20 protein-coding genes are annotated in these 20,905 nt (G+C 67.2%); 6 read left to right on the top strand and 14 right to left on the bottom strand.

Translation table 11 applies throughout. From position 1 onward, the window contains the following. The coding region (locus tag ACRYR2_RS24080; RefSeq protein ID WP_432565483.1) for an integrase core domain-containing protein at nucleotides 1–110 on the top strand (110 nt) is incomplete at its 5' end. A 107-nt stretch (nucleotides 111–217) separates the two neighbouring features. Here ACRYR2_RS24080 and ACRYR2_RS24085 read toward each other — a convergent pair. The 8 genes from ACRYR2_RS24085 to ACRYR2_RS24120 all read right to left on the bottom strand — a co-directional run bounded on the left by ACRYR2_RS24085 (nucleotide 218) and on the right by ACRYR2_RS24120 (nucleotide 8,533). Further along, on the bottom strand, nucleotides 218–1,021 hold the full coding sequence (locus tag ACRYR2_RS24085; RefSeq protein WP_432565453.1) for an SDR family NAD(P)-dependent oxidoreductase: 804 nt from the start codon (nucleotides 1,019–1,021) through the stop codon (nucleotides 218–220). A gap of 70 nt (nucleotides 1,022–1,091) precedes the next feature. After that, nucleotides 1,092–1,988, bottom strand: a complete 897-nt coding sequence (locus ACRYR2_RS24090; RefSeq protein WP_432565454.1) for a sugar phosphate isomerase/epimerase family protein — start codon at nucleotides 1,986–1,988, stop codon at nucleotides 1,092–1,094. Between the two features lie 254 nt (nucleotides 1,989–2,242). Continuing rightward, the gene (locus tag ACRYR2_RS24095; RefSeq protein ID WP_432565456.1) at nucleotides 2,243–2,977 is read right to left on the bottom strand and encodes an SDR family NAD(P)-dependent oxidoreductase; all 735 of its coding nucleotides are present in this window, start codon (nucleotides 2,975–2,977) and stop codon (nucleotides 2,243–2,245) included. Next, the gene (locus ACRYR2_RS24100) at nucleotides 2,974–3,438 is read right to left on the bottom strand and encodes a nuclear transport factor 2 family protein (protein ID WP_432565458.1); all 465 of its coding nucleotides are present in this window, start codon (nucleotides 3,436–3,438) and stop codon (nucleotides 2,974–2,976) included. The genes ACRYR2_RS24095 and ACRYR2_RS24100 overlap by 4 nt, the downstream gene beginning before the upstream one ends. Continuing rightward, nucleotides 3,438–4,490: a zinc-dependent alcohol dehydrogenase gene (locus ACRYR2_RS24105; protein ID WP_432565460.1), complete on the bottom strand. Its 1,053-nt coding sequence runs from the start codon at nucleotides 4,488–4,490 to the stop codon at nucleotides 3,438–3,440. The genes ACRYR2_RS24100 and ACRYR2_RS24105 overlap by 1 nt, the downstream gene beginning before the upstream one ends. 46 nt (nucleotides 4,491–4,536) lie before the next feature. Further along, nucleotides 4,537–5,556: an ABC transporter permease gene (locus ACRYR2_RS24110; RefSeq protein ID WP_432565485.1), complete on the bottom strand. Its 1,020-nt coding sequence runs from the start codon at nucleotides 5,554–5,556 to the stop codon at nucleotides 4,537–4,539. Between the two features lie 94 nt (nucleotides 5,557–5,650). After that, the gene (locus tag ACRYR2_RS24115; RefSeq protein ID WP_432565462.1) at nucleotides 5,651–7,252 is read right to left on the bottom strand and encodes a sugar ABC transporter ATP-binding protein; all 1,602 of its coding nucleotides are present in this window, start codon (nucleotides 7,250–7,252) and stop codon (nucleotides 5,651–5,653) included. A gap of 174 nt (nucleotides 7,253–7,426) precedes the next feature. Continuing rightward, the gene (locus tag ACRYR2_RS24120; RefSeq protein ID WP_432565464.1) at nucleotides 7,427–8,533 is read right to left on the bottom strand and encodes a sugar ABC transporter substrate-binding protein; all 1,107 of its coding nucleotides are present in this window, start codon (nucleotides 8,531–8,533) and stop codon (nucleotides 7,427–7,429) included. A 278-nt stretch (nucleotides 8,534–8,811) separates the two neighbouring features. On the opposite strand from ACRYR2_RS24120, the gene ACRYR2_RS24125 reads away from it, so the two are divergent. Then, entirely contained in the window at nucleotides 8,812–9,900 is a 1,089-nt protein-coding gene (locus ACRYR2_RS24125; RefSeq protein WP_432565466.1) for a LacI family DNA-binding transcriptional regulator, read from the top strand. A gap of 124 nt (nucleotides 9,901–10,024) precedes the next feature. Here the strand turns inward: ACRYR2_RS24125 and ACRYR2_RS24130 are convergent, their stop codons facing one another. Both ACRYR2_RS24130 and ACRYR2_RS24135 read right to left on the bottom strand, forming a co-directional pair. After that, nucleotides 10,025–10,504, bottom strand: coding sequence for a nuclear transport factor 2 family protein (locus ACRYR2_RS24130; protein WP_432565468.1), 480 nt, complete (start codon nucleotides 10,502–10,504; stop codon nucleotides 10,025–10,027). 74 nt (nucleotides 10,505–10,578) lie between these two features. Beyond that, nucleotides 10,579–11,373 carry an SDR family NAD(P)-dependent oxidoreductase gene (locus tag ACRYR2_RS24135; protein WP_432565470.1) on the bottom strand — a complete coding sequence of 265 codons (795 nt, stop codon included), beginning with the start codon at nucleotides 11,371–11,373 and terminating at the stop codon, nucleotides 10,579–10,581. Nucleotides 11,374–11,612: 239 nt separating this feature from the next. On the opposite strand from ACRYR2_RS24135, the gene ACRYR2_RS24140 reads away from it, so the two are divergent. The 3 genes from ACRYR2_RS24140 to ACRYR2_RS24150 all read left to right on the top strand — a co-directional run bounded on the left by ACRYR2_RS24140 (nucleotide 11,613) and on the right by ACRYR2_RS24150 (nucleotide 14,390). After that, complete coding sequence (locus ACRYR2_RS24140) at nucleotides 11,613–12,302, top strand: helix-turn-helix domain-containing protein (protein ID WP_432565472.1); 690 nt, start codon at nucleotides 11,613–11,615, stop codon at nucleotides 12,300–12,302. 127 nt (nucleotides 12,303–12,429) lie between these two features. Then, nucleotides 12,430–13,320, top strand: a complete 891-nt coding sequence (locus tag ACRYR2_RS24145) for a dioxygenase family protein (RefSeq protein WP_432565474.1) — start codon at nucleotides 12,430–12,432, stop codon at nucleotides 13,318–13,320. After that, nucleotides 13,317–14,390 carry a maleylacetate reductase gene (locus tag ACRYR2_RS24150; protein ID WP_432565476.1) on the top strand — a complete coding sequence of 358 codons (1,074 nt, stop codon included), beginning with the start codon at nucleotides 13,317–13,319 and terminating at the stop codon, nucleotides 14,388–14,390. Before ACRYR2_RS24145 ends, ACRYR2_RS24150 begins: the two co-directional genes overlap by 4 nt. A 575-nt stretch (nucleotides 14,391–14,965) precedes the next feature. Here the strand turns inward: ACRYR2_RS24150 and ACRYR2_RS24155 are convergent. The 3 genes from ACRYR2_RS24155 to ACRYR2_RS24165 are packed head-to-tail and all read right to left on the bottom strand — an operon-like array spanning nucleotide 14,966 to nucleotide 17,570. Next, complete coding sequence (locus ACRYR2_RS24155; RefSeq protein ID WP_432565487.1) at nucleotides 14,966–15,634, bottom strand: 3-oxoacid CoA-transferase subunit B; 669 nt, start codon at nucleotides 15,632–15,634, stop codon at nucleotides 14,966–14,968. Nucleotides 15,635–15,642: 8 nt separating this feature from the next. Continuing rightward, nucleotides 15,643–16,359 (bottom strand): 3-oxoacid CoA-transferase subunit A, encoded by a 717-nt coding sequence (locus ACRYR2_RS24160; RefSeq protein ID WP_432565477.1) that lies wholly within the window; start codon nucleotides 16,357–16,359, stop codon nucleotides 15,643–15,645. Then, nucleotides 16,356–17,570, bottom strand: a complete 1,215-nt coding sequence (locus ACRYR2_RS24165; protein WP_432565478.1) for a thiolase family protein — start codon at nucleotides 17,568–17,570, stop codon at nucleotides 16,356–16,358. Before ACRYR2_RS24165 ends, ACRYR2_RS24160 begins: the two co-directional genes overlap by 4 nt. 92 nt (nucleotides 17,571–17,662) lie before the next feature. On the opposite strand from ACRYR2_RS24165, the gene ACRYR2_RS24170 reads away from it, so the two are divergent. Then, entirely contained in the window at nucleotides 17,663–18,532 is an 870-nt protein-coding gene (locus tag ACRYR2_RS24170) for a LysR family transcriptional regulator (RefSeq protein ID WP_432565479.1), read from the top strand. Nucleotides 18,533–18,770: 238 nt separating this feature from the next. Here the strand turns inward: ACRYR2_RS24170 and ACRYR2_RS24175 are convergent, their stop codons facing one another. Then, the gene (locus ACRYR2_RS24175) at nucleotides 18,771–20,648 is read right to left on the bottom strand and encodes a phosphoenolpyruvate carboxykinase (GTP) (RefSeq protein ID WP_432565481.1); all 1,878 of its coding nucleotides are present in this window, start codon (nucleotides 20,646–20,648) and stop codon (nucleotides 18,771–18,773) included. Between the last annotated feature and the right edge of the window lie 257 nt (nucleotides 20,649–20,905).

The raw sequence follows: 20,905 nt of genomic DNA on the forward strand, positions 1-20,905 counted from the left end.
ACGCTGAGCGGGCCGCGGCCCTTGCTCCCTGGCTGGAGCGCTACAACACTCAACGCCGTCACAGCGCCCTCGGTGGCCTGCCGCCGGTCAGCCGCCTGTCACCAACGTGATGGCTGGGTACAGCTAGGCGCGCCACCGGCTGACGTGGCCGCTCACCAGCCAAGGTCAGCCGGCGGGCGCGAGCGGCACCTAGGTTCTGCCTCGAGCCCGCAAGTGGCTATGCGGAGGAGCCTTCCTCGCCGGTCCGAAAGTCGAACCCTGCAGTCAATCCTCCGTCGGCCGTGACGGTGCTGCCGAAGACTGCCGATGCGGCCGGGGTCAGCAGGAACAGCGCCGCGCGGGCCACCTCGTCAGCTCCCACGATCCTGCCGATCGGTTGCCGAGCTTCACGCGTCGCCAAAAACTTGGCGGGGTCGGCCGCCGATGCGAGGTGGCGTTCGAAGAGCCCGGCCCGCATGGGGCCTGGAGCCAGGATGTTGATGATCACTCCGCTTCGGGCGTAGTCCAGGGCGATGGTCCGGATGGCACCGGTCAGCGCTGCTTTCGAGGAGGAGTACGCGGCCAGCTGCTGCTCCCCGAAGGTGGCATTGACGCTGCTGACGGCCACGACCGCGGCATGGTCAGCCCGGCTGAGCAGCGGCAGGAGCGCCTGCAAGGCCATCACGTTGCCCAGAACGTTGATCTCCCATGCCTTGCGCCACAGGGCGAGGTCCTCAGTGTCGAGGACTCCCACGTCGAGGACGGCGGCCGCGCCGACGAAGCCGAGTGAGCGCACCGTTCCCCCTGCCGCATCGGCCTGCACTTCGTGCATGACGCTCTGCCAGGTGCGGGAGTCGGTGACGCTGCCATGGACTTGCGTGAAGGTGTCGCGACTGCCGAGGTCGTCTGCCGCAGTGGCGACGTCGACGCCGTAAACGCGCACTCCTAGGTCGGTCAACAGGCGCGCCACCTCTTGTCCCAGCCCGCTGGCGGTGCCGGTGACGACGACCTGGTCGGGAACCTGGATGGTCCAGTCAATCATCGAACCGCCTTCTGCAGCTCGCAGGCGGCACTGCGCCAGCAGCCGAGAGCAGCATCGCCGCGAAGGGTGATCACGGCAGCAACGCCTCTGCGGCATCGATGACGGCGAGGGTCTTGTCGCGTGTGACCTGAACCGCCTCGCGCAGCGGAGTCGTCCGCTGCTCCTCGGAGATGATCTCCACACCCCAGTGGCCGCGCCAGCCCACCTGATGCAGGGCAGCGACGAACCCCGCAACGTCCAGGTCCCCGTCACCTGGGCGGCGTCGACGGTCGCAGGTGTCGTCCCACAGCGAGCCGACGACCTCGGCGTCGGCGTCGTCGAGCTCGACGACGAAGACGTGCTCGAGCGGGAGGAGGGCAGTGAGCTCATCCATCTTCGTGCCGCCTCGGGCCACGTGCCAGGTGTCCACCACCAGGCCGCCGTGCACGTTGCCAACCTCTCGCACCAGCTCTACGCCCGCCTGCAGCGTCGGCACGTTCGACATCGGCATCGGCTCCATCGCTACGCGGACCCCGTGGTCACCGGCGTCGGTGGCCAGAGCGTCAAAAGCCTGGGCGAAGCGCTCCAGCGTGACCGGCTGTTCGACGCCGAACGACTGCAGCTCGGCTCCGACCTTGATGGTCGTCACCCCCAGCTGTGGCGCTGCTTCGAAAAGCCGCCGGCGCACCTCATCAGAGGCATCCCGCAGCGCCCCGTGCGTCCACCAGTTGCTGAGGAATTCCACCTCCACACGAGAGATCCCGTACTCCTTGATCATCTCGTTCAATGCCGGGTACCCCATGCTGTCCCCCAGTGAGAAGAGATCAGCGTGGTGCAGACCGATCCCCTCCCAGCCGGCGTCGGACACCGCGGCCAGACGCTCCCGAATGTCGTGCGGGGATCGTTCGTCACCGCGCGAGGGGCGGGCGTCACCAGCCCACGTCCAGCAGGTAGCCAACAACTCGCGGTTAGTGATGTTCGTGCTCATGTTGAGGGGCTCTTTCGTTGTCCAGAAGGTAACTCGTCAGGGTGGGTGACGGCGCGTGCTCCGTCAATGGTTGCCCGCTTTGAAGCCGGATCGACCACGCCGCATGGTGATCTGATGCACGTGCGCGGCGGCCCCTTCCTGCACTGCGACCGCCCTCCCGATCACGGGGCTTCGGCGTTGGCTGCAGTCTCCGAAGGTGGACCGCGCTGAGATATCGCCACGACGGTGACAAGACGGTGACAAGGCGGTGAACCTCACGGAGTCGTGTACCCACCGTCAATGACGAGTTCTGCTCCCGTCATGTAGCTCGACTCGTCGCTGGCCAGGAAGAGGACTCCGTAGGCGATCTCTTCAGGGCGGCCGAGGCGTTTCATCGGCGTCGCCTCGACGACGCCCGCCGTGACCCCGTCGTCCTGTGCGTCGATCATGGGAGTTGCGATGATGCCAGGATGGACGGAGTTGACACGAATCCCGTCCTGAACGTAGGACAATGCCGCGTTCTTACTCATGAGCCGCACGGCGCCCTTGCTGGCGGTGTAGGCCGCCACGCCCGCGGCCCCGGCGATGCCCCAGATGCTGGACACGTTGATGATCGATCCGCTGTGCTGAGCCTGCATCGCCGGCACGACGTGCCGGATGCCATAGAAGGCGCCGTTGAGGTTCAGATCGATGATGCGGTGCCAGTCTGCTAGAGCGATGGAGTGGATCGGTTCGTAGGAACCCACACCACCGGCGTTGTTGAACAAGACGTCGATTCGCCCCTCAGCCTGCAGGACCTGCGCGACCACCTCACGCCAGGACTGCTCCTGGGTGATGTCGTGCTGCAACCAGGTTATGCCCTTGGCCTCGTCGTTCTCCTCCACGTCGCTCGACAGGCAGATGTCTGTCCCGTACACGAGCGCGCCTTCGGCAGCGAAGAGCTTGGCCGTGGCCAGGCCGATACCGCGCGATGCGCCGGTGACGATGGCGACCTTGCCCTGCAGTCTCATGCGGTCCTGCCTTCCTGACGGAGCAGCGCCCCGTCCTCCTGGGAGCCGACCCGCGCGAGCGGACGCGGCACCGGCGAAACGTCGGGCAGCCCGGTGGACTGCGTGGCCAGCAGTTTCCACCGCTCCTGGTGTCGGGACCAGACGGCCAAGGTCCGGCTGTGCAACTGCTTGCGCGTCCCGCCGGCGGTCACTTCACCGATCATCTGCCCGAATACCAGCACGACGTCAGGAAGAACGGTGATGCGAGTGACCGGATGATCCAGGCGGTGGTAGTCGTACCACCCACTGCGGCACTTCTCCAGGAAACTGTCGAGGGTGTCGACCACGGAGGTCGCATGCGTGTACAGCAGGTCCGGATGGCACAAGTCGGCGAAGGCGTCGTAGTCGGCGCGCACCAGAGCTGCATACCGGACGTCCTCCAGTCCGAGGATGACGTGCTCGACGTCGCTGTCGGCGTGCATCAGGTCTGGCTGCCGCTAGCCAATGCGGCGTCAGGGGTCAGCAAGACCTTGACTTCCTGCCCAGGCTTCTGGGCGGCCTCGATCGCCTCGGCCGCCTGCGTCAGCGGGTACACCGAGGACACCAGCGGCCGAAGATCGATCCCGGCCTTCTCCACGTAACGGATGGCCGCCGGCCACACCGGCGGCGGCGCACCGGTCGAGCTGGTGACGGTCAGGTTGCGCTGCTGCACCAGGCCCAGGCGTGCGGGCTCGTGGCGCGGCGTGGAGACACCCATCAGCAGGACACGGCCGTCGTCGTCGGCGCTTTCCAGCGCCATGGATTGCGCGGATGGGACACCGGACGCCTCGACCACGATGTCTGCGAGAGGCCGGCCGATCTCGGCGGCGACCCGGTCGGCCAACGGCTCGGGGTCGAGTGGGTTCACCGACAGCTGCGCGCCCAGCTTTTCGGCCAGCTCACGCCGCAGCGGGCTGGGGTCGAAGGCGACGACCGTGGCGCCGGCGACGTGCGCTTGGATGACGGCGGACAGGCCGATCGCTCCCAGCCCGTAGACGTGGACGACGTCGCCTGCGGTGACTCCGCCGATCTTGCGTAGTGCGGTGAAGACGCAGACGAAGGGTTCGATGACCGCGGCGGTCTTGGTGCTGACACTGTCAGGGATCGGGAAGCACATGCGCGCGGGAACCGTGAACTCATCGGCCATGGCACCGTCGTGGGTCACACCGAACCAGTCGTTGCCCCCCAGGTGGCCGTGTCCAAGTACCCGGTCACCGACGGCGAAGCCGGTGACGGCCTCCCCGACCGCGGCGACAGTGCCTGACCACTCGTGGCCCAGAGTGTGCGGGAAGTTGATGACGAACGTCTCGGGCATCCGGCCGTGCAGTTGTTCCACGTCCGTTCCGCAGATGCCCATGTAGGCGGGGGCGATGAGAAGTTCATCCGGTCCGACGGCTCGGCGCTGCACGCTCTCGTAGGCCGCGTGGATGGCGCCCTGGGCGTCCTTGCGGACCACGACTGCTCCCACCGTGGTCTCGTCGTGATTCAGGTTCATCTCGGGGTTCCTCCAGAGGGGGTCGAGCGAAGCGGGCACGTGGCGCTCAGTCACGACGGGTGCCGCGCGAGGAGCCAGCGAAGTGGTTGAGCACGAGAGCCGCCAGGATGATCAGGCCGTAGACCGCGTCGATCCAGAAGGACGGGACGCTGGACAGGACCAGGATGTTCTGGATGAGGCCGAGCAGGATGACACCGCTGAAGGCGCCCAGCATGGAACCGCGTCCGCCGTTGAGGCTGATGCCCCCGATGACGGCAGCCGCGAAGACCGTGAAGATCATGCCGTCCCCCTGGTTGGAGGCGACCGAGGCGATGCGACCGGTGAGCATGAGGCCGGCGATGCCGGCCAGCAGCGAGCCCACGACGAACACACCGATGGTCAACCGCTGCGTGCGGACCCCGGCGGCCGCGGCTGCGGCGCTGTTGCCCCCCATCGCGTAGATACGCCGACCGGTGGGATGGTTGCGCATGAACAGGTAGGCGACGACGAAGGCCAGGACGAAGATCCAGACCTGGACTGAGACGCCCAATAGTTTGGCGCTGCCCAGCCACTGGAAGGCGCTGGGCAGACCCGACAACGTCTGACCACCGGCGATACCGACGGTCACACCGCGCAGCAGGATGAGCATCGCCAGGGTCACGATGAAGGCATTGAGGCGGAGCTTGGCGACCATGGTGCCGTTGAACAGCCCGATCGCCACGGCCAGGACCAGCATCGCGGGGATGGCCAACCAGGCACTCAGTTCCAGGCCGCTTCCGCCAGCGGCGGCGGGCAGCACGAGCCAGACGGCCACCATGGGAGCCAGACCTACGGTGGACTCCAGCGACAGATCGAAGTAGCCAGAGATGAGGATCACGGTCTCGGCCAGTACCAGGATGCCCAGGACGGCGCTGGTGACCAGGACGTTGTTGATGAGGTTGTTCACCGTCAGGAAGTTCGGCGACAGGATGTAGCCCAGCACGACCACGAGCAAGATGGCCGGCAAGAGGGCCAATTCCCGGTTGCCGCGCAGCCCTCGCCGTTCTCGAGCCGTGGACGGAGGCGTGCTCGGCGACGTCGTCGCCATGGTCGATGCGGTCACGGTCTTGGTCCTTCCCTGGGCGGGTGGTTCATGCCGAAGCGTGGTGGTGAGGAACTGCTGGGCCGCCGGCCCACCGCCCTCAGCAGGTGGGTGAGCCGTGCGGCGAGCCGGCAGCGGCCCGGCTCGGTGAGTCGCTGGGCACGGCGGGGGTGTCCGAGCCCTGCACGGCGGCCACGAGGTCACGCTCTTGCCAGCCACGGGCCAGCTCGGCGTGCAGGGCGCCCTTGTACATGACCAGCACCCGGTCGCAGACCTCGAGGTCGTCGTCGTCGGAGGAGACCACCAGCACCGCGCAGCCCTCGTCTTGCTGCTGACGGATCGAGGCGTAGATGGAGTCCTTGGCCGTCACATCGACGCCGGCGCTGGGATGGATGAGGACCAGAAGGTGCGGATCTGCTGCCAGCGCGCGGGCCAAGACGACCTTCTGCTGGTTGCCGCCGGACAACTCTTGCACTGCCTGGTCGGCACTGGCGGCCTTGATCGCCCAGGTCTGGGACAGCTCCAGGTACCGCTGGCGGCGGGCCCTGCGGTCGAGCAGCCCCATCTTGCCGCGCAGCCTGTTCAGGACGCTGAGCGTGGCGTTCTCCTCCACCGACAGCTCTGGCGCGAAGCCGTTCACGTGACGGTCCTCGGGTACGAAACCGACACCGGCGTCGATGGCGTTGCCGATGTTGCCTGGGCGCAGACGGCGACCGTCGACGCGCACCTCGCCACCGGCGAAGGGCAGTTGACCGGCCAGCGCCTGCGCCAGCTGAACGTGACCGGCTCCATCCAGGCCGGTCAATCCGACCGCTTCGCCTCGTCGCATGGACAAGGTGATCGGGGCGGAGCGGTCCGTGAGCTGGACACTGTCGGCTTGCAGGACCACCGGCGCATCAGCGGGCAGGGTGGTGTGAGTCGTGGTGTGGCTGCGGCGGGCGGCCGTGTGCTCACCGGTGCCCCCGCTGAGGACGTCGACGATCTGTCCGGTGTTGATCTCGGCGGTGCTGCACTGCTTGACCGTCCGGCCATCGCGCAAGATGGTCACGGCGTCGCAGACCCGGAACACCTCGTCGAGGTGGTGGGAGACGTAGACGATGGTCACACCCCGCTGACGGGCCTGGTCGATCTGAGCGAACAGTTCCTGGCAGGCACCGTCGTCCAGTCCGGCGGTGGGTTCGTCCAGCAGCAGGATGCGCGGACCCTGCGACATCGCACGGCAGACTTCCACGACCTTGCGCTCCAGGGGGGCCAGCTCGCCGACCTCCCGGTCGATCAGGCGCGCGAAACCCCAGTCACCGAGCAGGTCACGTCCTCGCGCTTTCATCTGCGGCCAGTCGACCATGCCTCGCCGCAGCGGGTACGCCGCCAGGCTGATGTTTTCGGCGGCGGTCAATCCGTCGATCAGGGTGCTCTTCTGGTAGACGCAGGCCAGGCCCGCGGGCGAACCGGACGGGTACGGCTCCTCGTCGGCGCCGGCGATCTCCACCAAACCGCTGGTAGGTTCGGTCAGTCCCGTCAAGACACTGATCAACGTCGACTTCCCGGCACCGTTGCGCCCCAGCAGTGCGTGGGATTCGCCGCGGCGCACGCTCAGGTCGACCCCGTCGAGCGCTTTGGTCGAACCGAAGGTCACGCGCACATCGCGGATCTTGATGGCGAGATCCTCGTCCTGCATCGGATGGGCCTTCCCTGTCGTCACGGTTCTTCGTCGAATCGGTCCTTCGGCGGATTGCTCTCGTCGATCCCTTGCCCGCCAGTGCCACCGCTGTTGCGCGGCTTGGTCGCCGGGTGCCGTGCTCTTGTGAATCGCGCGCAGCCTGGCGGATGGCTGGCCCGGCTGATCCAGATGGCGGTGCGCAGGCTTCGCCGGCCCCTACTTGCTCGCGTTGCCCCACAGCGTGCTGTCGTCCACGTTGGCCTTGGTGACCACCGGCGAGGGCAGCATGTCGGCCAAGTTGCCCTTGTACTCGACGATCTGGCTGCCGTGGTCGGTCGGGCCTACCGCGTAGGTCTTCCCCGCGATTGCATCCTTCATGTAGGAGACCCCGTACTTGGCGTAGTCGTTGATCGGCTGGGATACGACAGCGTCGAGCTCACCGGTGCGGATTGCCGCCAGCGAGGGGCCCGAGCCGTCGATCGAGACCATCGAGATGTGTCCGGGCTGGCCAGCCGGAAGGTACTTGCCGAGGTTCTTCATCACCGAAGTGACGCCGTCGAGCATCACCGAGTCGCTAGCCAGGAAGACCCCGTTGACGTCGGTGGTGCTCAGGACCGTTTGCGCTGCGTCGGCAGCCTTGGCGCTTTCCCAGTCCGTGGGGCGGGCGATGATCTGCACGCCCGGGTACTTCTGGGCCATGCAGTCGGCGAACCCCTGGTGACGGTCGGCGCCGCTGGAGGTGCCGAGGTCGCCCTGCAGCTCCAGCACGGTCCCCTGCCCGCCGATCGCCGCCCCGAGCGAGTCGCACACGCTGGCTCCCATGGCGACGTTGTCGGCGCGGATGTTCATGTAGATGTCACCGCCGTTGGCGGCGGTGTCCACGGTGACGACCGGAATGCCCGCCTTGTTCGCCGCCTCGACGCCGGGCACGATCGCATCGGAGTCGCGTGGGATCAAGAAGATGCCGGCGACCTGCTGAGTCACCAGGGTGTTCATGTCGGTGATCTGCTTGCCGGTGTCGCCGTTGGCGTTGGTCGTCTGCTGCATGTCGAATCCACCAGCCGCGCCCTGCGACTGCACCGTGTCCACCAGCTGCACAGTGAAGGGGTTGTCCAGCACGGCCGCGGAGAAGCCGATCTTGTCGCCACCAGATCCGGTGGCCGAGTCACTGCTGCGGTTGCAGGCCGCCAGGCTGACGCCAAGGGCCAGGCTCAGTCCCAACGCAGCAGCTCGCCGGCTGATCAGGCGCGCCGAAGCAGGCCGCCGCTGGCCGGTACCGGGTCGGACACAGGGGGAGGCATCGACGTCGTTGGCGATCTTCATAGTGGCCCTGTCTGTGACGGACCGCGCGCGGCGGTCGTATGGACGTGAGAACCGCCTGAGCTAGCCCATCTTGGCAAGCGCTTGCATAGCGGTAGACTCTGGAGCGGTGATCGTTTCTCAGCATTGAGCGCGTTTTACGGTCTGCGTGCTGCGGATGAGGGACCATCCGGCGACTGCGACCGCTCCGCTATCGTGGAGTCTGTGCAAGCGGTTGTCAAGCTCTTGCATGACCAGCCTGGATGCCGTCACACTCATCCGGCACTGATGAAGGAGAGGCGATGCGACCAAGATTGCGCGACGTTGCGGAACTGGCCGGCGTCCACCCAGCGACGGCGTCGCGAGCGCTCAACGAGCACACCCGCTCCCGGCTGAGCCCGGAGACGGTGGCCCGTGTGCTGGCCGCGGCAGCCGAACTGAGCTACAGCCCCAATCAGATGGCTCAAGGCCTGGCCACGAATAAGTCGTCGACGATCGGTGTCATCGTCGGTGATCTGTCGGTTCCCCTGTTTCCCCCCGTCCTACTGGGCATCGACGATGTGATGTCCCAGGCTGGGTACACCGCGCTCATCGTCAACACCGACAACGACCGTGAGCGTGAACTGGCCCGGTTGGCGACTTTGCGCTCCCGGCAAGTGGACGGACTGATCGTGGCGACAGCCCTTACCGGGCCAGAAGCCGAAAACGACAAGTATCCGGCCGTTGCCCCGACCGTCTTCGTCGTGCGCACCCCCAATGAGGCTGGCGCCGCCAGCGTCCTCAGTGACGACTCCGCCGGCATGCACGCGGTGATCGAGCACTTGTACGCCCTGGGGCACCGACGCATCGCTCATGTGGCGGGGCCGGCCAACATCAGCACCTCTGTGGCCAGGCTGCGGGCCTACCGTGAGGCCCTCTTCGAACGCGACCTGCCTATGGATCCGGCCCTGATAGCGACGGTCGATCACCTCAGCGCTGACGCCGGTGCTGCCGGACTTGCCTCCCTACTCGACAGCGGGACCCAGTTCACCGCGGTGGTCGCGTTCAACGACCTACTGGCCTACGGCTGCTACCGGACGATGCGCGACCGCGGCCTGTACTGCCCCCAGGACATCAGCGTCGTCGGCTACAGCGACCAGAACGGTTCTGACCTGGTGAGCCCGGCGCTAACGACCGTCAAGGTAGACCACTACACCATGGGCGCCGAAGCGGCCCGAATGCTGCTGGGCATTCTGCGCGCACCTGATGATCCGCGCCGTCACTCCATCCGCGTCCCGGTCAGCCTAACGGTCCGGGACTCGACGACGACCGCCCGCTCCGGAACGTGGCCGGCGGCGACCTCGAGCCTGGACGCGCCTCCTTCCAGCGGGTTCAGGCAGCGTCCCGCCTGAAGGGGGAGACGCTGCCGGTCGCCTGCGCGGTCTTCGCCTGCACAGACGCCTGCCTTGCTTGCCGCCTTGTCGGCCCTGGCTTCACCACGGGCTGACTGCTTGCACCTCCGCGCCCTCCAAGCGTTCAGCCAGCCGGCAGCTTGGGCGTCGGCTGGTAGGCCAGCAGCTTCCAACCGTCCTTGGTGCGCACCCAGACAGCCAGCGAGTAGTTGTCCAAGGTCTTGTCCACTCCGTTGATGCTCAACTGCGCCTGCATCTGTCCCACCACTAGAGCGGTGTCCCCAGCAAGAACCACTCGATCAACCGGGTGCTCGATGGAGTGGTAGACGAAGACGCCGTCGCGGCACTTTTGCAGGTAGGAGGACAGGCTGTCCGTTCCACCGTTGGTGTGCGTGTAGACGAGATCGGGATGGCAGTACCGCGCGAAGGCGTCGAAGTCGCCCTGCACCACGGCCTCGAACCGTCGGCGCTCCAGCTCGAGCAGCTGTGCGGTGTCCTCACCGTCAGCGTTCTTGCGATCACCGTTCGTGCGATCACCGTCCGTGCGGTCGACGTTGGTGCCGTCATCGACGTTGGGTGGCTCGTTCTGGGTGGCCTGGCTCATCGATGCTTCCTCGGCTCGGTGGGATATGGCATACCCGGTGTCGCCCCGAGGCGACACCGGCGCTGGGCGGTGTGTCACAGCAGCGAGCGGATGGAGCCGCCGTCGACACCCCAGACAGATCCGGTGACGTATCCGGCCAGGCCGCTGGCGAGGAAGACGATCACGTTGGCCACCTCCTCGGCGGTTCCCAGTCGATTAAGGGGTAGCTGACGCAACGACATCTCATGCGCTACGGCGGCCTGGGGTTCCATCCCGTGAACCGTGGCCATGGTGTCGGCGAAACCACCGGGCTTGGTCCAAAACGGTGTCCAGATGGGTCCAGGAGCCACCGCGTTCACCCGGATTCTGGGTCCCTCCTTGCGGGCCAGTCCCTTGGTCAGCGCCAGGACCGCGGCCTTGCTGGCCGCATAGTCCAACGGCAGTGCTTCGGGCTGTCGCGCCAGGTCGGAGGCGTTGTTGATGATGACGCCGCTGTCAGATGCGCGCAGCACCGGCAGGCAGTCTCGGGTGATGCGCACGTAGCTGAAGAAGTTGAGGTCAAAGGTGCGCTGCCAGTCGGCATCGGTGATGTCGTCGAACTCCCGCACCGCGCCGGAGCCCACGTTGTTGATCAGGACATCCAGACCACCCAGGCCTTGCAAGGCCGTCGCCACCGCGTGCGAGCAGCCCGTGTCGGTAGATAGGTCTGCCAAGACCGGCTGGATCGTACCTGCCGACGGCTGCTGTGCCAGGTCGTCCAAGGCGGCGCGGTCGATGTCCAGTGCGGCCACGATGGCGCCCTCGGCGGCGAAGGCCAGCGCGGTGGCGCGGCCGATGCCGGTGCCCGCTCCGGAGACCAGGACCTTTTTGCCCGTCAGTTCGGTATGCATCTGAGGTACCTCCACGTTGAGCCTCTGCCAGGCCTGCCCACGCCTGTGGCGCCTGACGCGCTGCTAATGTCCAGTGACAGAGGACACTCTGTCAACTGCTGCGAAACCCGATCTTGATCAATCGGTGGAGGCCGACGGAGGATCGACAATTGGTCCGGCCTGTCGACGTCAGGGTGGACGGTGTGTACGGTGGCGCTTAACACCTCGGCGATGGAGACGATGAGAGAGGAGGGTCGCCGATGACTGAGGCCGACGACACTGGTGGGCAGGGTCTCCTCACCTCCGACCTAGGGGCTCGGCTCCGATCAGCCCGCGAAGCGCACGGTGTGAGCCTGCGGGAGATGGCGCGCCGGGTGGAGGTTTCTCCTAGCTTCATGTCGCAGATCGAGCTGGGACGTGCTCAGCCATCGATCGGCACGCTCTTCACCATCGTGACCGAGCTGGGTCTGTCACTGGACGAGCTGATGAGCTCGACGACCTCCCCCGCCCCCGAGTCAGCGGCCGTCACTGCGATCACGCGCCAGCGCGCTGCCGGTGTGCCCGGATTGCAGCATCCCGACGAGCGACCCGAGCTCTACACCCGCGGCGTTCGATGGGAACGGCTGACCCCGTACGAGGATCGGTTCGTTGAGTTCCTGCGCGTCACCTACGAACCCGGCACCGAATCCTGCCCAGCCGACGACTTGATGACCCATCAGGGGTGGGAGTACGCGCACGTCCTTGGGGGGCGGCTGAATGTTCAGGTCGCGTTCGAGCGCACCACCGTGGCCGCTGGCGACAGCTTCAACTTCGACTCCACTGTGCCTCATCGACTGAGCAACCCCTACGACGAGGACTGTGTAGCCGTCTGGTTCATCACGGGCCGCTCCCACGACCTGCCTTCGCACCAAGCGACACCGAGTCGGACGTGGGCTCCGGGTCATCACTAGGGCAGCCAGCCCTCATCCGGCGAGCCAGCCGATCCGGTACCGCCGGCAGCTGAGCCAGCCGCCGAAACCACCTCATCGCAAAGCACCCGGCCGACCGGCACGAGAATGCCACCACGGAAGGTTCGCCATGGACGTCGAACAACTTGAGGACTCCCTGACCAGCCAGGTCGTCGACAGTTTCGCGCAAACAGCCGACCCCCGGCTGAGGTCCATACTGCAAAGTCTCACCACCCACCTGCATGCGTTCATCCAGGAGATCTCACCGAGCATCGAGGAGTGGGAAGCTGCGATCGACTTCCTCACACGTACCGGGAAGACCTGTACCGACACCCGGCAGGAGTTCATCCTCCTGTCCGATGTTCTAGGCGTCTCGATGCTGGTGGAAGAGATCAACGATGCGGAAACCCCCGAGGCCACTGACTCCACCGTGCTGGGTCCCTTCCACATGGTCGACTCCCCCACCCGAGACTGCGGCGACAACATCTCACCCGAGAGCGTAGGCACAGCGTGCGTGGTAGCCGGCCAGGTGTTGTCAACGACCGGTGACCCCATCGCCGGGGCGAAGGTGGACATCTGGCAGGCCGATGACAACGGCTTTTACGATGTGCAACCTGAAAGCGGGCAGAGCATCGGCAATGGACGCGCGCTGCTGACCACCGACACTGATGGCGCCTTCTGGTTCCGCAGCATCGTTCCATCCTTCTACCCCATCCCCACCGACGGCCCGGTCGGAGAGCTGCTGAGAGCATCGTCGCGACACCCCAACCGCCCGGCACACATCCACTTCCAGGTAAGCGCGCCCGGCTACAAGGAACTGACCACGCACATTTTCGTGGCAGAAGATCCCTGGTTGAGTTCCGATGCAGTCTTCGCGGTCAAGCCCTCGCTTGTCCGCCGCTTCGTCGACGACCACGACGAACGCCAAGCCAGCGAGTTGGGGCTACCCGTCCCGTTCCGCCGAGCGCACATCGACCTGGTTCTCAACCCCGATCCTGAAAGTGAGACGTCGATCCCATGATTCAGTTCCTGTACCAGCAGCAGCCCATGCGCGTGCAGTTCGGAGCCGGTTGGGTAGATCGGGTCGCCGAAGAAGTCAAGGCACTGGGCCTGCAGAAGGTACTCGTGCTTGCCACTCCTCAGCAGGAGGACCTCGCCGAGCGGGTGGCCGCCTCACTGGGACAGCTCAGCGCCGGTGTGCACGCCAAGGCCGAGATGCACGTGCCGATCGAGTCGGCACGAGCCGCCCGCGACCTGGCCGTGCAGCTGGGTGCCGACGGATGCGTTGCCGTCGGCGGCGGCTCCACGACCGGCCTCGGCAAGGCCATCGCCCTGGAGTACGGTCTGCCCATCATCGCCGTGCCCACGACCTACGCCGGCTCGGAGATGACCCCCGTCTGGGGTCTGACCGCCGACGGAGTGAAGAAGACAGGCAAGGACTCCAAAGTCCTGCCGCGCAGCGTCATCTACGACCCCGAGCTCACCACGACCCTCCCGGTCTCCCTGTCTGTGACCAGTGGTTTCAACGCTATCGCCCACGCGGTTGAGGGGTTGTACGCTCCTGACGGATCGCCCGTCGTGTCGCTGATGGCAGAAGGCGGCATCCGAGACCTCCTGGGCGCCCTGCCCACCATCGTCGACGACCCGAGCAACCTCGAGGCCCGGGCCCAGGCTCTGCAGGGCGCGTGGCTGTGCGGCGCGGTACTGGGCGCGACCACCATGTCGTTGCACCACAAGCTCTGCCACACTCTTGGAGGGACCTTCAACCTTCCCCACGCGGAAACACACACGGTGGTGCTGCCGTACGCCCTGGCCTATAACGCGCCAGCCATTCCCGCAGTCATGGACACGCTGCGCCGGCTGACTGGATCTGACGACCCGGCCAAGCACTTGAAGGACACCAGCACCGGGCTGGGAGGTCCCAGCTCGCTGAGCGAACTCGGGTTCGGTGCTGGGGACATCGACAAGGCAGTCGAAATCGCCACCCAGAACGCGTATGCCAACCCGCGAGAGGTGACCGCTGCCGGGATCAGGCAGCTGCTGCAGGACGCTCTGACCGGGGCCGCACCGCGCTCGCCTGAAGTCGGCTAAAGCGCACTCAAGGTCACGTCGGTTCGCTCAGAAAGCGTGCGCCGGCCACTACCGTGGCCGGCGCACGGATCTGCCGGAGCAAGCAAGGTGAACGCTGAACGAACCCGTCTACCCCCCAACCCCGTGCATCGTGGCCGTCCAGTGTGGGTGATCAATCGTCAGGTCGTCCCCTTCGCCGTGACGGTCCATGACCCGGGCCCGCAGCTGCGGCGGGACGAGGGGCCGTAGGTCGCACTCTGGCACAGAGGATATGCACGGTGCAGGGCAGGGCGACACACCGCGCGACGACCATGTCTGCTGCATCGTCGTGGGCATGGCCACGAGAGGCGCATCCTCTCGGACGCAGGGAGCTACCTCGATCAGGGAAAGTCGTCAGTTGGGTTGGACGCGACAGTTCAAGCTGGAGTGAGCATCACGAAGGTGCCGCCGCGATGAGATCGCGGGTCGGCCCGACGTCTAGATCGTCTCACCAACCGCGTCGGCACGGTCTGCTCATGCATCCTGGTGCCGCCGGATGCGCTGCGCCGGCGCAGGCCCAGGATTTGAGGCCTCCCCGGTAACGGGAGCTGAGGTCGTCACTGGGGGGCGATGAGGTCGAGCGCAGGTAGGAGTTCGCGCAATTCGTGCAGGCTCGTGCCCCACGTCTCCTCCACCACGACCGACCCCTCCCGCAGGCACACGACCGCGCTCTCGCTGTAGACCCGGGAGACACAGCCGACTCCGGTCAGCGGGTACGTGCAGGACGGGACCAGCTTGGGCGTGCCGTCGCGGCCAACCAGGGGCATGACCACGTACACCGCCCGAGCACCGGTGGCCAGGTCCATCGCTCCCCCCACCGCCGGGATCGCGTCCGGGGCCCCGGTGTGCCAGTTCGCCAGGTCCCCGTTCACGGCGACCTGATACGCGCCGAGCACGCACACGTCGAGGTGACCACCGCGCATCATGGCGAAGCTGTCGGCATGGTGGAAGTACGACGCCCCCGGCGTCTCGACCACGGGAATCTTGCCCGCGTTGATCAGGTCGGGGTCGACCTCGTCACCGACGGCGGCCCGTCCCATGCCCAGCATCCCGTTCTCGGTGTGCAGCACGACGCCCGACTCCGGCGACAGGTGGTCAGCGACCAGGGTGGGCCGCCCGATGCCGAGGTTCACGTACGCGCCGTCGGGGATGTCTCGGGCGACACGCGCCGCGAGCTCGTCCTTCGACAGCGGCCCCCGGTCGAGGTGTTCGACCGTTCCGATCATCGAGGTGGTCACGCGACGGCCTCCTGGTGCTCCTGGGTATTGGGGCGACTCTCTCGCCGGTGCGGGATTCGCACGACCTGGTCGACGTAGATCGCCGGGGTCACCACGTGCTCAGGGTCCAGCCCGCCGACAGGCACCACGTCGTCGACCTGCACGATGCTCCGGCGAGCCGCGGCGGCCATGACCGGGCCGAAGTTGCGGGCGGTCTTGCGGTAGACGAGGTTTCCCATCGCATCGGCCACGTGCGCCTTCACCAGCGCCACGTCGCCGTGGATGGGGTACTCCAGCAGGTACTCCCGCCCGTCGATCACGCGGCTCTCCTTGCCCTGAGCCAGTGGCGTGCCGACCGCGGTCGGGCAGTAGAAGGCTCCGATGCCCGCGCCGGCCGCGCGCAACCGCTCGGCGAGGTTGCCCTGCGGCACGAGCTCCAGTTCGATGCTCCCGGCCCGGTAGAGCTCGTCGAAGACCCACGAGTCGCTTTGACGCGGGAAGGAGCAGACGATCTTGCGGACCCGCCGGGCCTTCAGCAGCGCTGCGAGGCCGATGTCGCCGTTGCCGGCGTTGTTGTTCACCACCGTCAGGTCCTTCGCGCCCTGCCGCAGCAACGCATCGATGAGTTCGACGGGCTGGCCGGCGGCGCCGAAGCCACCGATCAGAACGGTGGCTCCGTCGGCGATGTCGGCGACGGCCGCGTCGGCGTCCTTGGGAAACTGCGTGCGGCTCACCGGCTCGCCCCTTCGGTGGCCAGGACGTTCTCCAGCACCACAGCCAGGCCCTGACCGACGCCGATGCAGATCGCGGCCACTCCCCAGCGGATGCTGTCGCGGCGCATCCGTTCCAGCAGCGTGCCGATGATGCGGCCGCCGGAGGCTCCCAGCGGGTGGCCCAGGGCGATGGCTCCTCCGCAGGTGTTGACGATCTCGGGGTCGATCTTCCAGGCGTCCACGCACGCCAGGGACTGCACGGCGAAGGCCTCGTTGAGCTCCACCGCCCCGACTTGGTCCCAGCCGATCCCGGCCCGAGCCAGGGCGCGGTTGGCCGCCTCCACCGGCGCGAAGCCGAAGTCGCGCGGGTCCAGGGCGAAGACACCGCGCCCGGCGATGCGGGCCAGCGGGTCTCGCCCGATCGTCGCGGCCGCCGCCTCGGTGCCCAGCAGCACCGCCGAGGCCCCGTCGGACAGCGGCGAGGCGTTACCAGCGGTGATCGTCCCCTGCGGGTCGAAGGCCAGCTTCAGCTCCGCCAGCCGCTCCACGGTCGTGCCCGGCCGGATGCCCTCATCGCGCCCCTGCTCCACGCCGTCGACCGCGACGATCAGGTCGTCGTAGAACCCTTCGGTCCACGCCGCGTCGGCCAGGCGGTGCGAACGGGCCGCGAACTCGTCCTGCCGCTGCCGGGAGATGCCGAACTTCTGCTGCAGCAGTTCGTTGGCGCCGCCCAGGCTGACGGTCCACTCCTTCGGCATGCGCGGGTTGACCAGCCGCCAGCCCAGCGTCGTGGAGGCCGCGGCCAGGTCGCCGGCGGGAAAGGCCCGGTCCGGTTTGGGCAGCACCCACGGGGCCCGGGACATCGACTCGACGCCTCCGGCCAGTACCACCTGCGCGTCGCCGGTCTCCAGCGCCCGCGCACCGTTGATCACGGCGTCGAGGCCCGAACCGCAAAGCCGGTTCACCGTCGTCCCGGGCACCGACGTTGGCAGGCCCGCGAGCAGCACAGCCATGCGGGCGACGTCGCGGTTGTCCTCGCCGGCGCCGTTGGCCAGGCCGAGGATGACCTCGTCGACGGCCTCGGCGGGCAGCTTCGGCGAGCGGTCCACGACAGCGCGCACCACGGTTGCGGCCAGGTCGTCCGGACGGGTCTTCGCCAGTGCTCCCCCGAACTTCCCGAACGCAGTGCGGACGGCGTCGTAGACGAATGCGGTGGCGGAGTCGGATGCCACGAGATGCCTCCTCGGCTCTGAGATGTCCAGTGTCGGTCGAGGCGGCCCATACGTCCAATATCCACTTGAAAGGTGTTTGGTACCTTGTAGGTATGACGCTGCGTCGCCTCGAGTACTTCGTCGCCGTCGCCGAGGAGCGATCGTTCACCGCGGCCGCGCGGGCCTTGCACATGGCCCAGCCGCCGCTGTCGACCCAGGTGCGGACCCTTGAGCGCGAGGTGGGTGCAGACCTGTTTGACCGCAGTGGCCGCACGCCAACGCTGACCGCCGCCGGTCAGGCACTCCTACCCGAGGCACGCCGCATCCTGGCCGCCTACGAACGGCTTGCTACCACGGCCCGACAGGCACGCGATGGCACCACTGGGCGACTGCGGGTCGGCCTCGTACCCTCTGCGACCGCCGGCCCACTTCCGGACGTACTGCGACACATGCGCAGCACACTGCCGGAGCTGGAGGTCATTCTCGTCGAGGGACGGCCTCCGGAGCTACTGGCCCGCCTCGAGACAGGCGACCTCGACGTCGTGATCCTCTACGCCGCCCCAGCCGGGGCCCACCTGAGCTCACGAGTACTGGCAGTGGAGCCGCTCATGATCGCCGTCCCGGCCGGCCACCGGTTCGAATCCGTACATGAGGTCACGGTGGCCGATCTGGCCGGCGAAGACCTCCTCCTGCCGGCCCGCTATGGCGACGACGGCCTGCGTGAACGCATCACGACCCTGCTAGGCGGGACGCCGGTACGCGTCATCCAGGACGACCTATGGATGGTGCAGACGATGATCGCCCTGGTCGCCGCAGGCCTGGGCTGTGCTGTGGTTCCCGCCGCCACTGCCGGCACCCGCCCAGACGTCGTCCGCTATCGACCGTTCATGGATGCCTCGACCTGCCTGGAACTGGTGGCGACGTGGCGTGATGATCGTGATCTACCTATGGTGGCGAGGTTCCTTAACCACTGGGCTGCCTGATACCGCCCGACACCCCCCTGCACTGATTGGGCACCGTCGACCACCGCCCGCGCTCGGACGTGACCTGACGGGGACATGCACACATCCAGCCCAGCAGTGAGTAGTTCCCCAGCGGTTGACGCTGCTGTCGAACTCGGAAGGCGGCTCCTTGCAAGTACTCGACGTTCCTCGGGCGGTTTAACGAAAGACACCTAAGCAGCATCGGCGTCCTACAGGCCGATCAGTCCCACAGCCCTGGTCAGGCCATGAGTCGGGCGCGCAGGCTGTCGAGATTGTCCTTGATGGGACGCGGCAGTCGATCACCGAAGCGGGCGAAGTATGTTCCCAGTGCATCCACCTCGGTCAGCCAGGACCGAGGATCGACAGCGAAGAGGTCGTTGAGGTCGCCCGCTGGAACGTCGAGGCCCGCGAGATTGAGGCCGTCCGGGAGGGGGACCAGTCCGACGGGCGTGGACTGAGCTCCTGCGGTCCGGGTCAGCCGCCGGCAAATCCAGTCGATTACCCGGCAGTTCTCCCCAAAACCGGGCCACAGGAACCGGCCGTCGTCGCCGCGGCGGAACCAGTTCACTGCGAAAATCTCAGGGAGGTGCTCGACCCGCTCGGACATTGAGAGCCAGTGCGCGAAGTAGTCGCCCATGTTGTACCCGGTGAAGGGCAGCATCGCGAACGGGTCGTGCCGCAACTGCCCGACGGTGCCCTCGGCCGTGGCGGTCTGCTCGCTGGAGATCGCCGCGCCCATGAACACGCCCTGGCCCCAGTCGCCGGCCTGCGCGACCAGCGGGACGTTGGTGCGTCGCCGGCCGCCGAACAGGATCGCGTCGATCGGCACCCCGGCCGGCTCGTCGAGGTCGGTGATCGTGGGGCACTGGGCCGCGGAGACGGTGAACCGGGCGTTCGGGTGGGCCGCCGGACCCGGCGAGTCCGGCGTCCAGTCCCGGCCCTGCCAGTCGACCAGGTGCGCGGGCGGTTCGTCGGTCATGCCCTCCCACCACACGTCCCCGTCGTCGGTGAGCGCGACGTTGGTGAAGATGACGTTCTCGCGCAGCATCTGCATCGCCGTCGGGTTGGTCGAGGCGCCGGTGCCCGGAGCCACGCCGAAGAACCCCGCCTCGGGGTTGATCGCCCGCAGCGTCCCGTCCGGGGCCGGGCGCATCCAGGCGATGTCGTCGCCGATCGTCTCGACCCGCCAGCCCGGCAGCGTCGGGCGCAGCATCGCCAGGTTCGTCTTCCCGCACGCCGAGGGGAACGCCGCGGCCAGGTGGAACACCCGCTGCTGCGGGGAGGTGACCTTCAGGACGAGCATGTGCTCGGCCAGCCAGCCCTCGTCGCGGGCCATGACCGAGGCGATGCGCAGCGCGAAGCACTTCTTGCCCAGCAGCGCGTTGCCGCCGTAGCCCGAGCCGTAGGACCAGATCTCGCGGGTCTCGGGGAAGTGGGCGATGTACTTCAGGTCGTTGCACGGCCAGGGCACCTCGGGGCGGGCCCGGCCGATGGCGTCGATCAGCGGGTAGCCCACCGAGTGCACCGCCGGCACCCACGGGGTGTCCTCGCCGATCGCGGCCAGGGCCTGCGCGCCCATCCGGGTCATGATCCGCATGCTGACCACGGCGTAGGGGGAGTCGGTGATCTGCACCCCCAGCTGGGAGATCGGCCCGCCCACCGGGCCCATCGAGAACGGGACCACGTACATCGTGCGCCCGCGCATCGAGCCGGCGAAGACCCCGTGCAGCTCCTCGCGCAACGCCTCGGGCTCGCGCCAGTTGTTCGTCGGGCCGGCGTCCTCGCGGCGGTGGGAGGCGATGAAGGTGCGCGATTCCACCCGGGCCACGTCGGTGGGGGCCGAGCGGGCCAGGAAGCTGCCCGGCCGCAGGTCGGGGTTCAGCCGGATCAGCGTGCCGGTCGCGACCATCTGCGCGCACAGCCGGTCGTACTCGGCCTGCGAGCCGTCGCACCAGACCACCTCGTCGGGTTGGGTCAGCCGGGCGATCTCACGCACCCAGCCCAGCAACGCCTGGTTGTCAGTAGGCTCAGCGCACGCTTGGAGACTATTGGCGTCGATGAAGACGCCATCGCCCTGACTGGGGTCTTCTCGAAGCACCGCTTCAACGGTCGTCATCCTGTAGATCCCTTCTTGTCTGGAGATATCACTGTGATGCACCCATGTATCTCTGACGCGCGGTATCCGTCTCAAAGATCTGCCGATCTTTCCGCTTGTGGAAATAGCAGGTGGTCAGCGGGCGGCTTCGTGCGTCTTCACGCGCTCCAGCTCGTCGGTGACGGTCTGCAGGAGTTCGGTCCAGCTCTTCTCGAACTTGCCCAGGCCGTCGGTCTCGAGGAACTCGACGACGTCGGTGTACGAGACGCCCAGGCGCT

Origin of the sequence: Kineococcus deserti (assembly GCF_050871945.1) — a bacterium.
Classification (GTDB): Bacteria; Actinomycetota; Actinomycetes; order Actinomycetales; family Kineococcaceae; genus Kineococcus.

Excerpts from the sequence above, each read along its gene's own strand:
- ACRYR2_RS24090 (WP_432565454.1), bottom strand. The coding sequence starts at position 1,988 with ATGAGCACGAACATCACTAACCGCGAGTTGTTGGCTACCTGCTGGACG.
- ACRYR2_RS24135 (WP_432565470.1), bottom strand. The coding sequence starts at position 11,373 with ATGCATACCGAACTGACGGGCAAAAAGGTCCTGGTCTCCGGAGCGGGC.
- ACRYR2_RS24130 (WP_432565468.1), bottom strand. The coding sequence starts at position 10,504 with ATGAGCCAGGCCACCCAGAACGAGCCACCCAACGTCGATGACGGCACC.
- ACRYR2_RS24150 (WP_432565476.1), top strand. The coding sequence starts at position 13,317 with ATGATTCAGTTCCTGTACCAGCAGCAGCCCATGCGCGTGCAGTTCGGA.
- ACRYR2_RS24120 (WP_432565464.1), bottom strand. The coding sequence starts at position 8,533 with ATGAAGATCGCCAACGACGTCGATGCCTCCCCCTGTGTCCGACCCGGT.
- ACRYR2_RS24125 (WP_432565466.1), top strand. The coding sequence starts at position 8,812 with ATGCGACCAAGATTGCGCGACGTTGCGGAACTGGCCGGCGTCCACCCA.
- ACRYR2_RS24085 (WP_432565453.1), bottom strand. The coding sequence starts at position 1,021 with ATGATTGACTGGACCATCCAGGTTCCCGACCAGGTCGTCGTCACCGGC.
- ACRYR2_RS24100 (WP_432565458.1), bottom strand. The coding sequence starts at position 3,438 with ATGCACGCCGACAGCGACGTCGAGCACGTCATCCTCGGACTGGAGGAC.
- ACRYR2_RS24155 (WP_432565487.1), bottom strand. The coding sequence starts at position 15,634 with ATGATCGGAACGGTCGAACACCTCGACCGGGGGCCGCTGTCGAAGGAC.
- ACRYR2_RS24095 (WP_432565456.1), bottom strand. The coding sequence starts at position 2,977 with ATGAGACTGCAGGGCAAGGTCGCCATCGTCACCGGCGCATCGCGCGGT.
- ACRYR2_RS24105 (WP_432565460.1), bottom strand. The coding sequence starts at position 4,490 with ATGAACCTGAATCACGACGAGACCACGGTGGGAGCAGTCGTGGTCCGC.
- ACRYR2_RS24110 (WP_432565485.1), bottom strand. The coding sequence starts at position 5,556 with ATGGCGACGACGTCGCCGAGCACGCCTCCGTCCACGGCTCGAGAACGG.
- ACRYR2_RS24175 (WP_432565481.1), bottom strand. The coding sequence starts at position 20,648 with ATGACGACCGTTGAAGCGGTGCTTCGAGAAGACCCCAGTCAGGGCGAT.
- ACRYR2_RS24145 (WP_432565474.1), top strand. The coding sequence starts at position 12,430 with ATGGACGTCGAACAACTTGAGGACTCCCTGACCAGCCAGGTCGTCGAC.
- ACRYR2_RS24140 (WP_432565472.1), top strand. The coding sequence starts at position 11,613 with ATGACTGAGGCCGACGACACTGGTGGGCAGGGTCTCCTCACCTCCGAC.
- ACRYR2_RS24170 (WP_432565479.1), top strand. The coding sequence starts at position 17,663 with ATGACGCTGCGTCGCCTCGAGTACTTCGTCGCCGTCGCCGAGGAGCGA.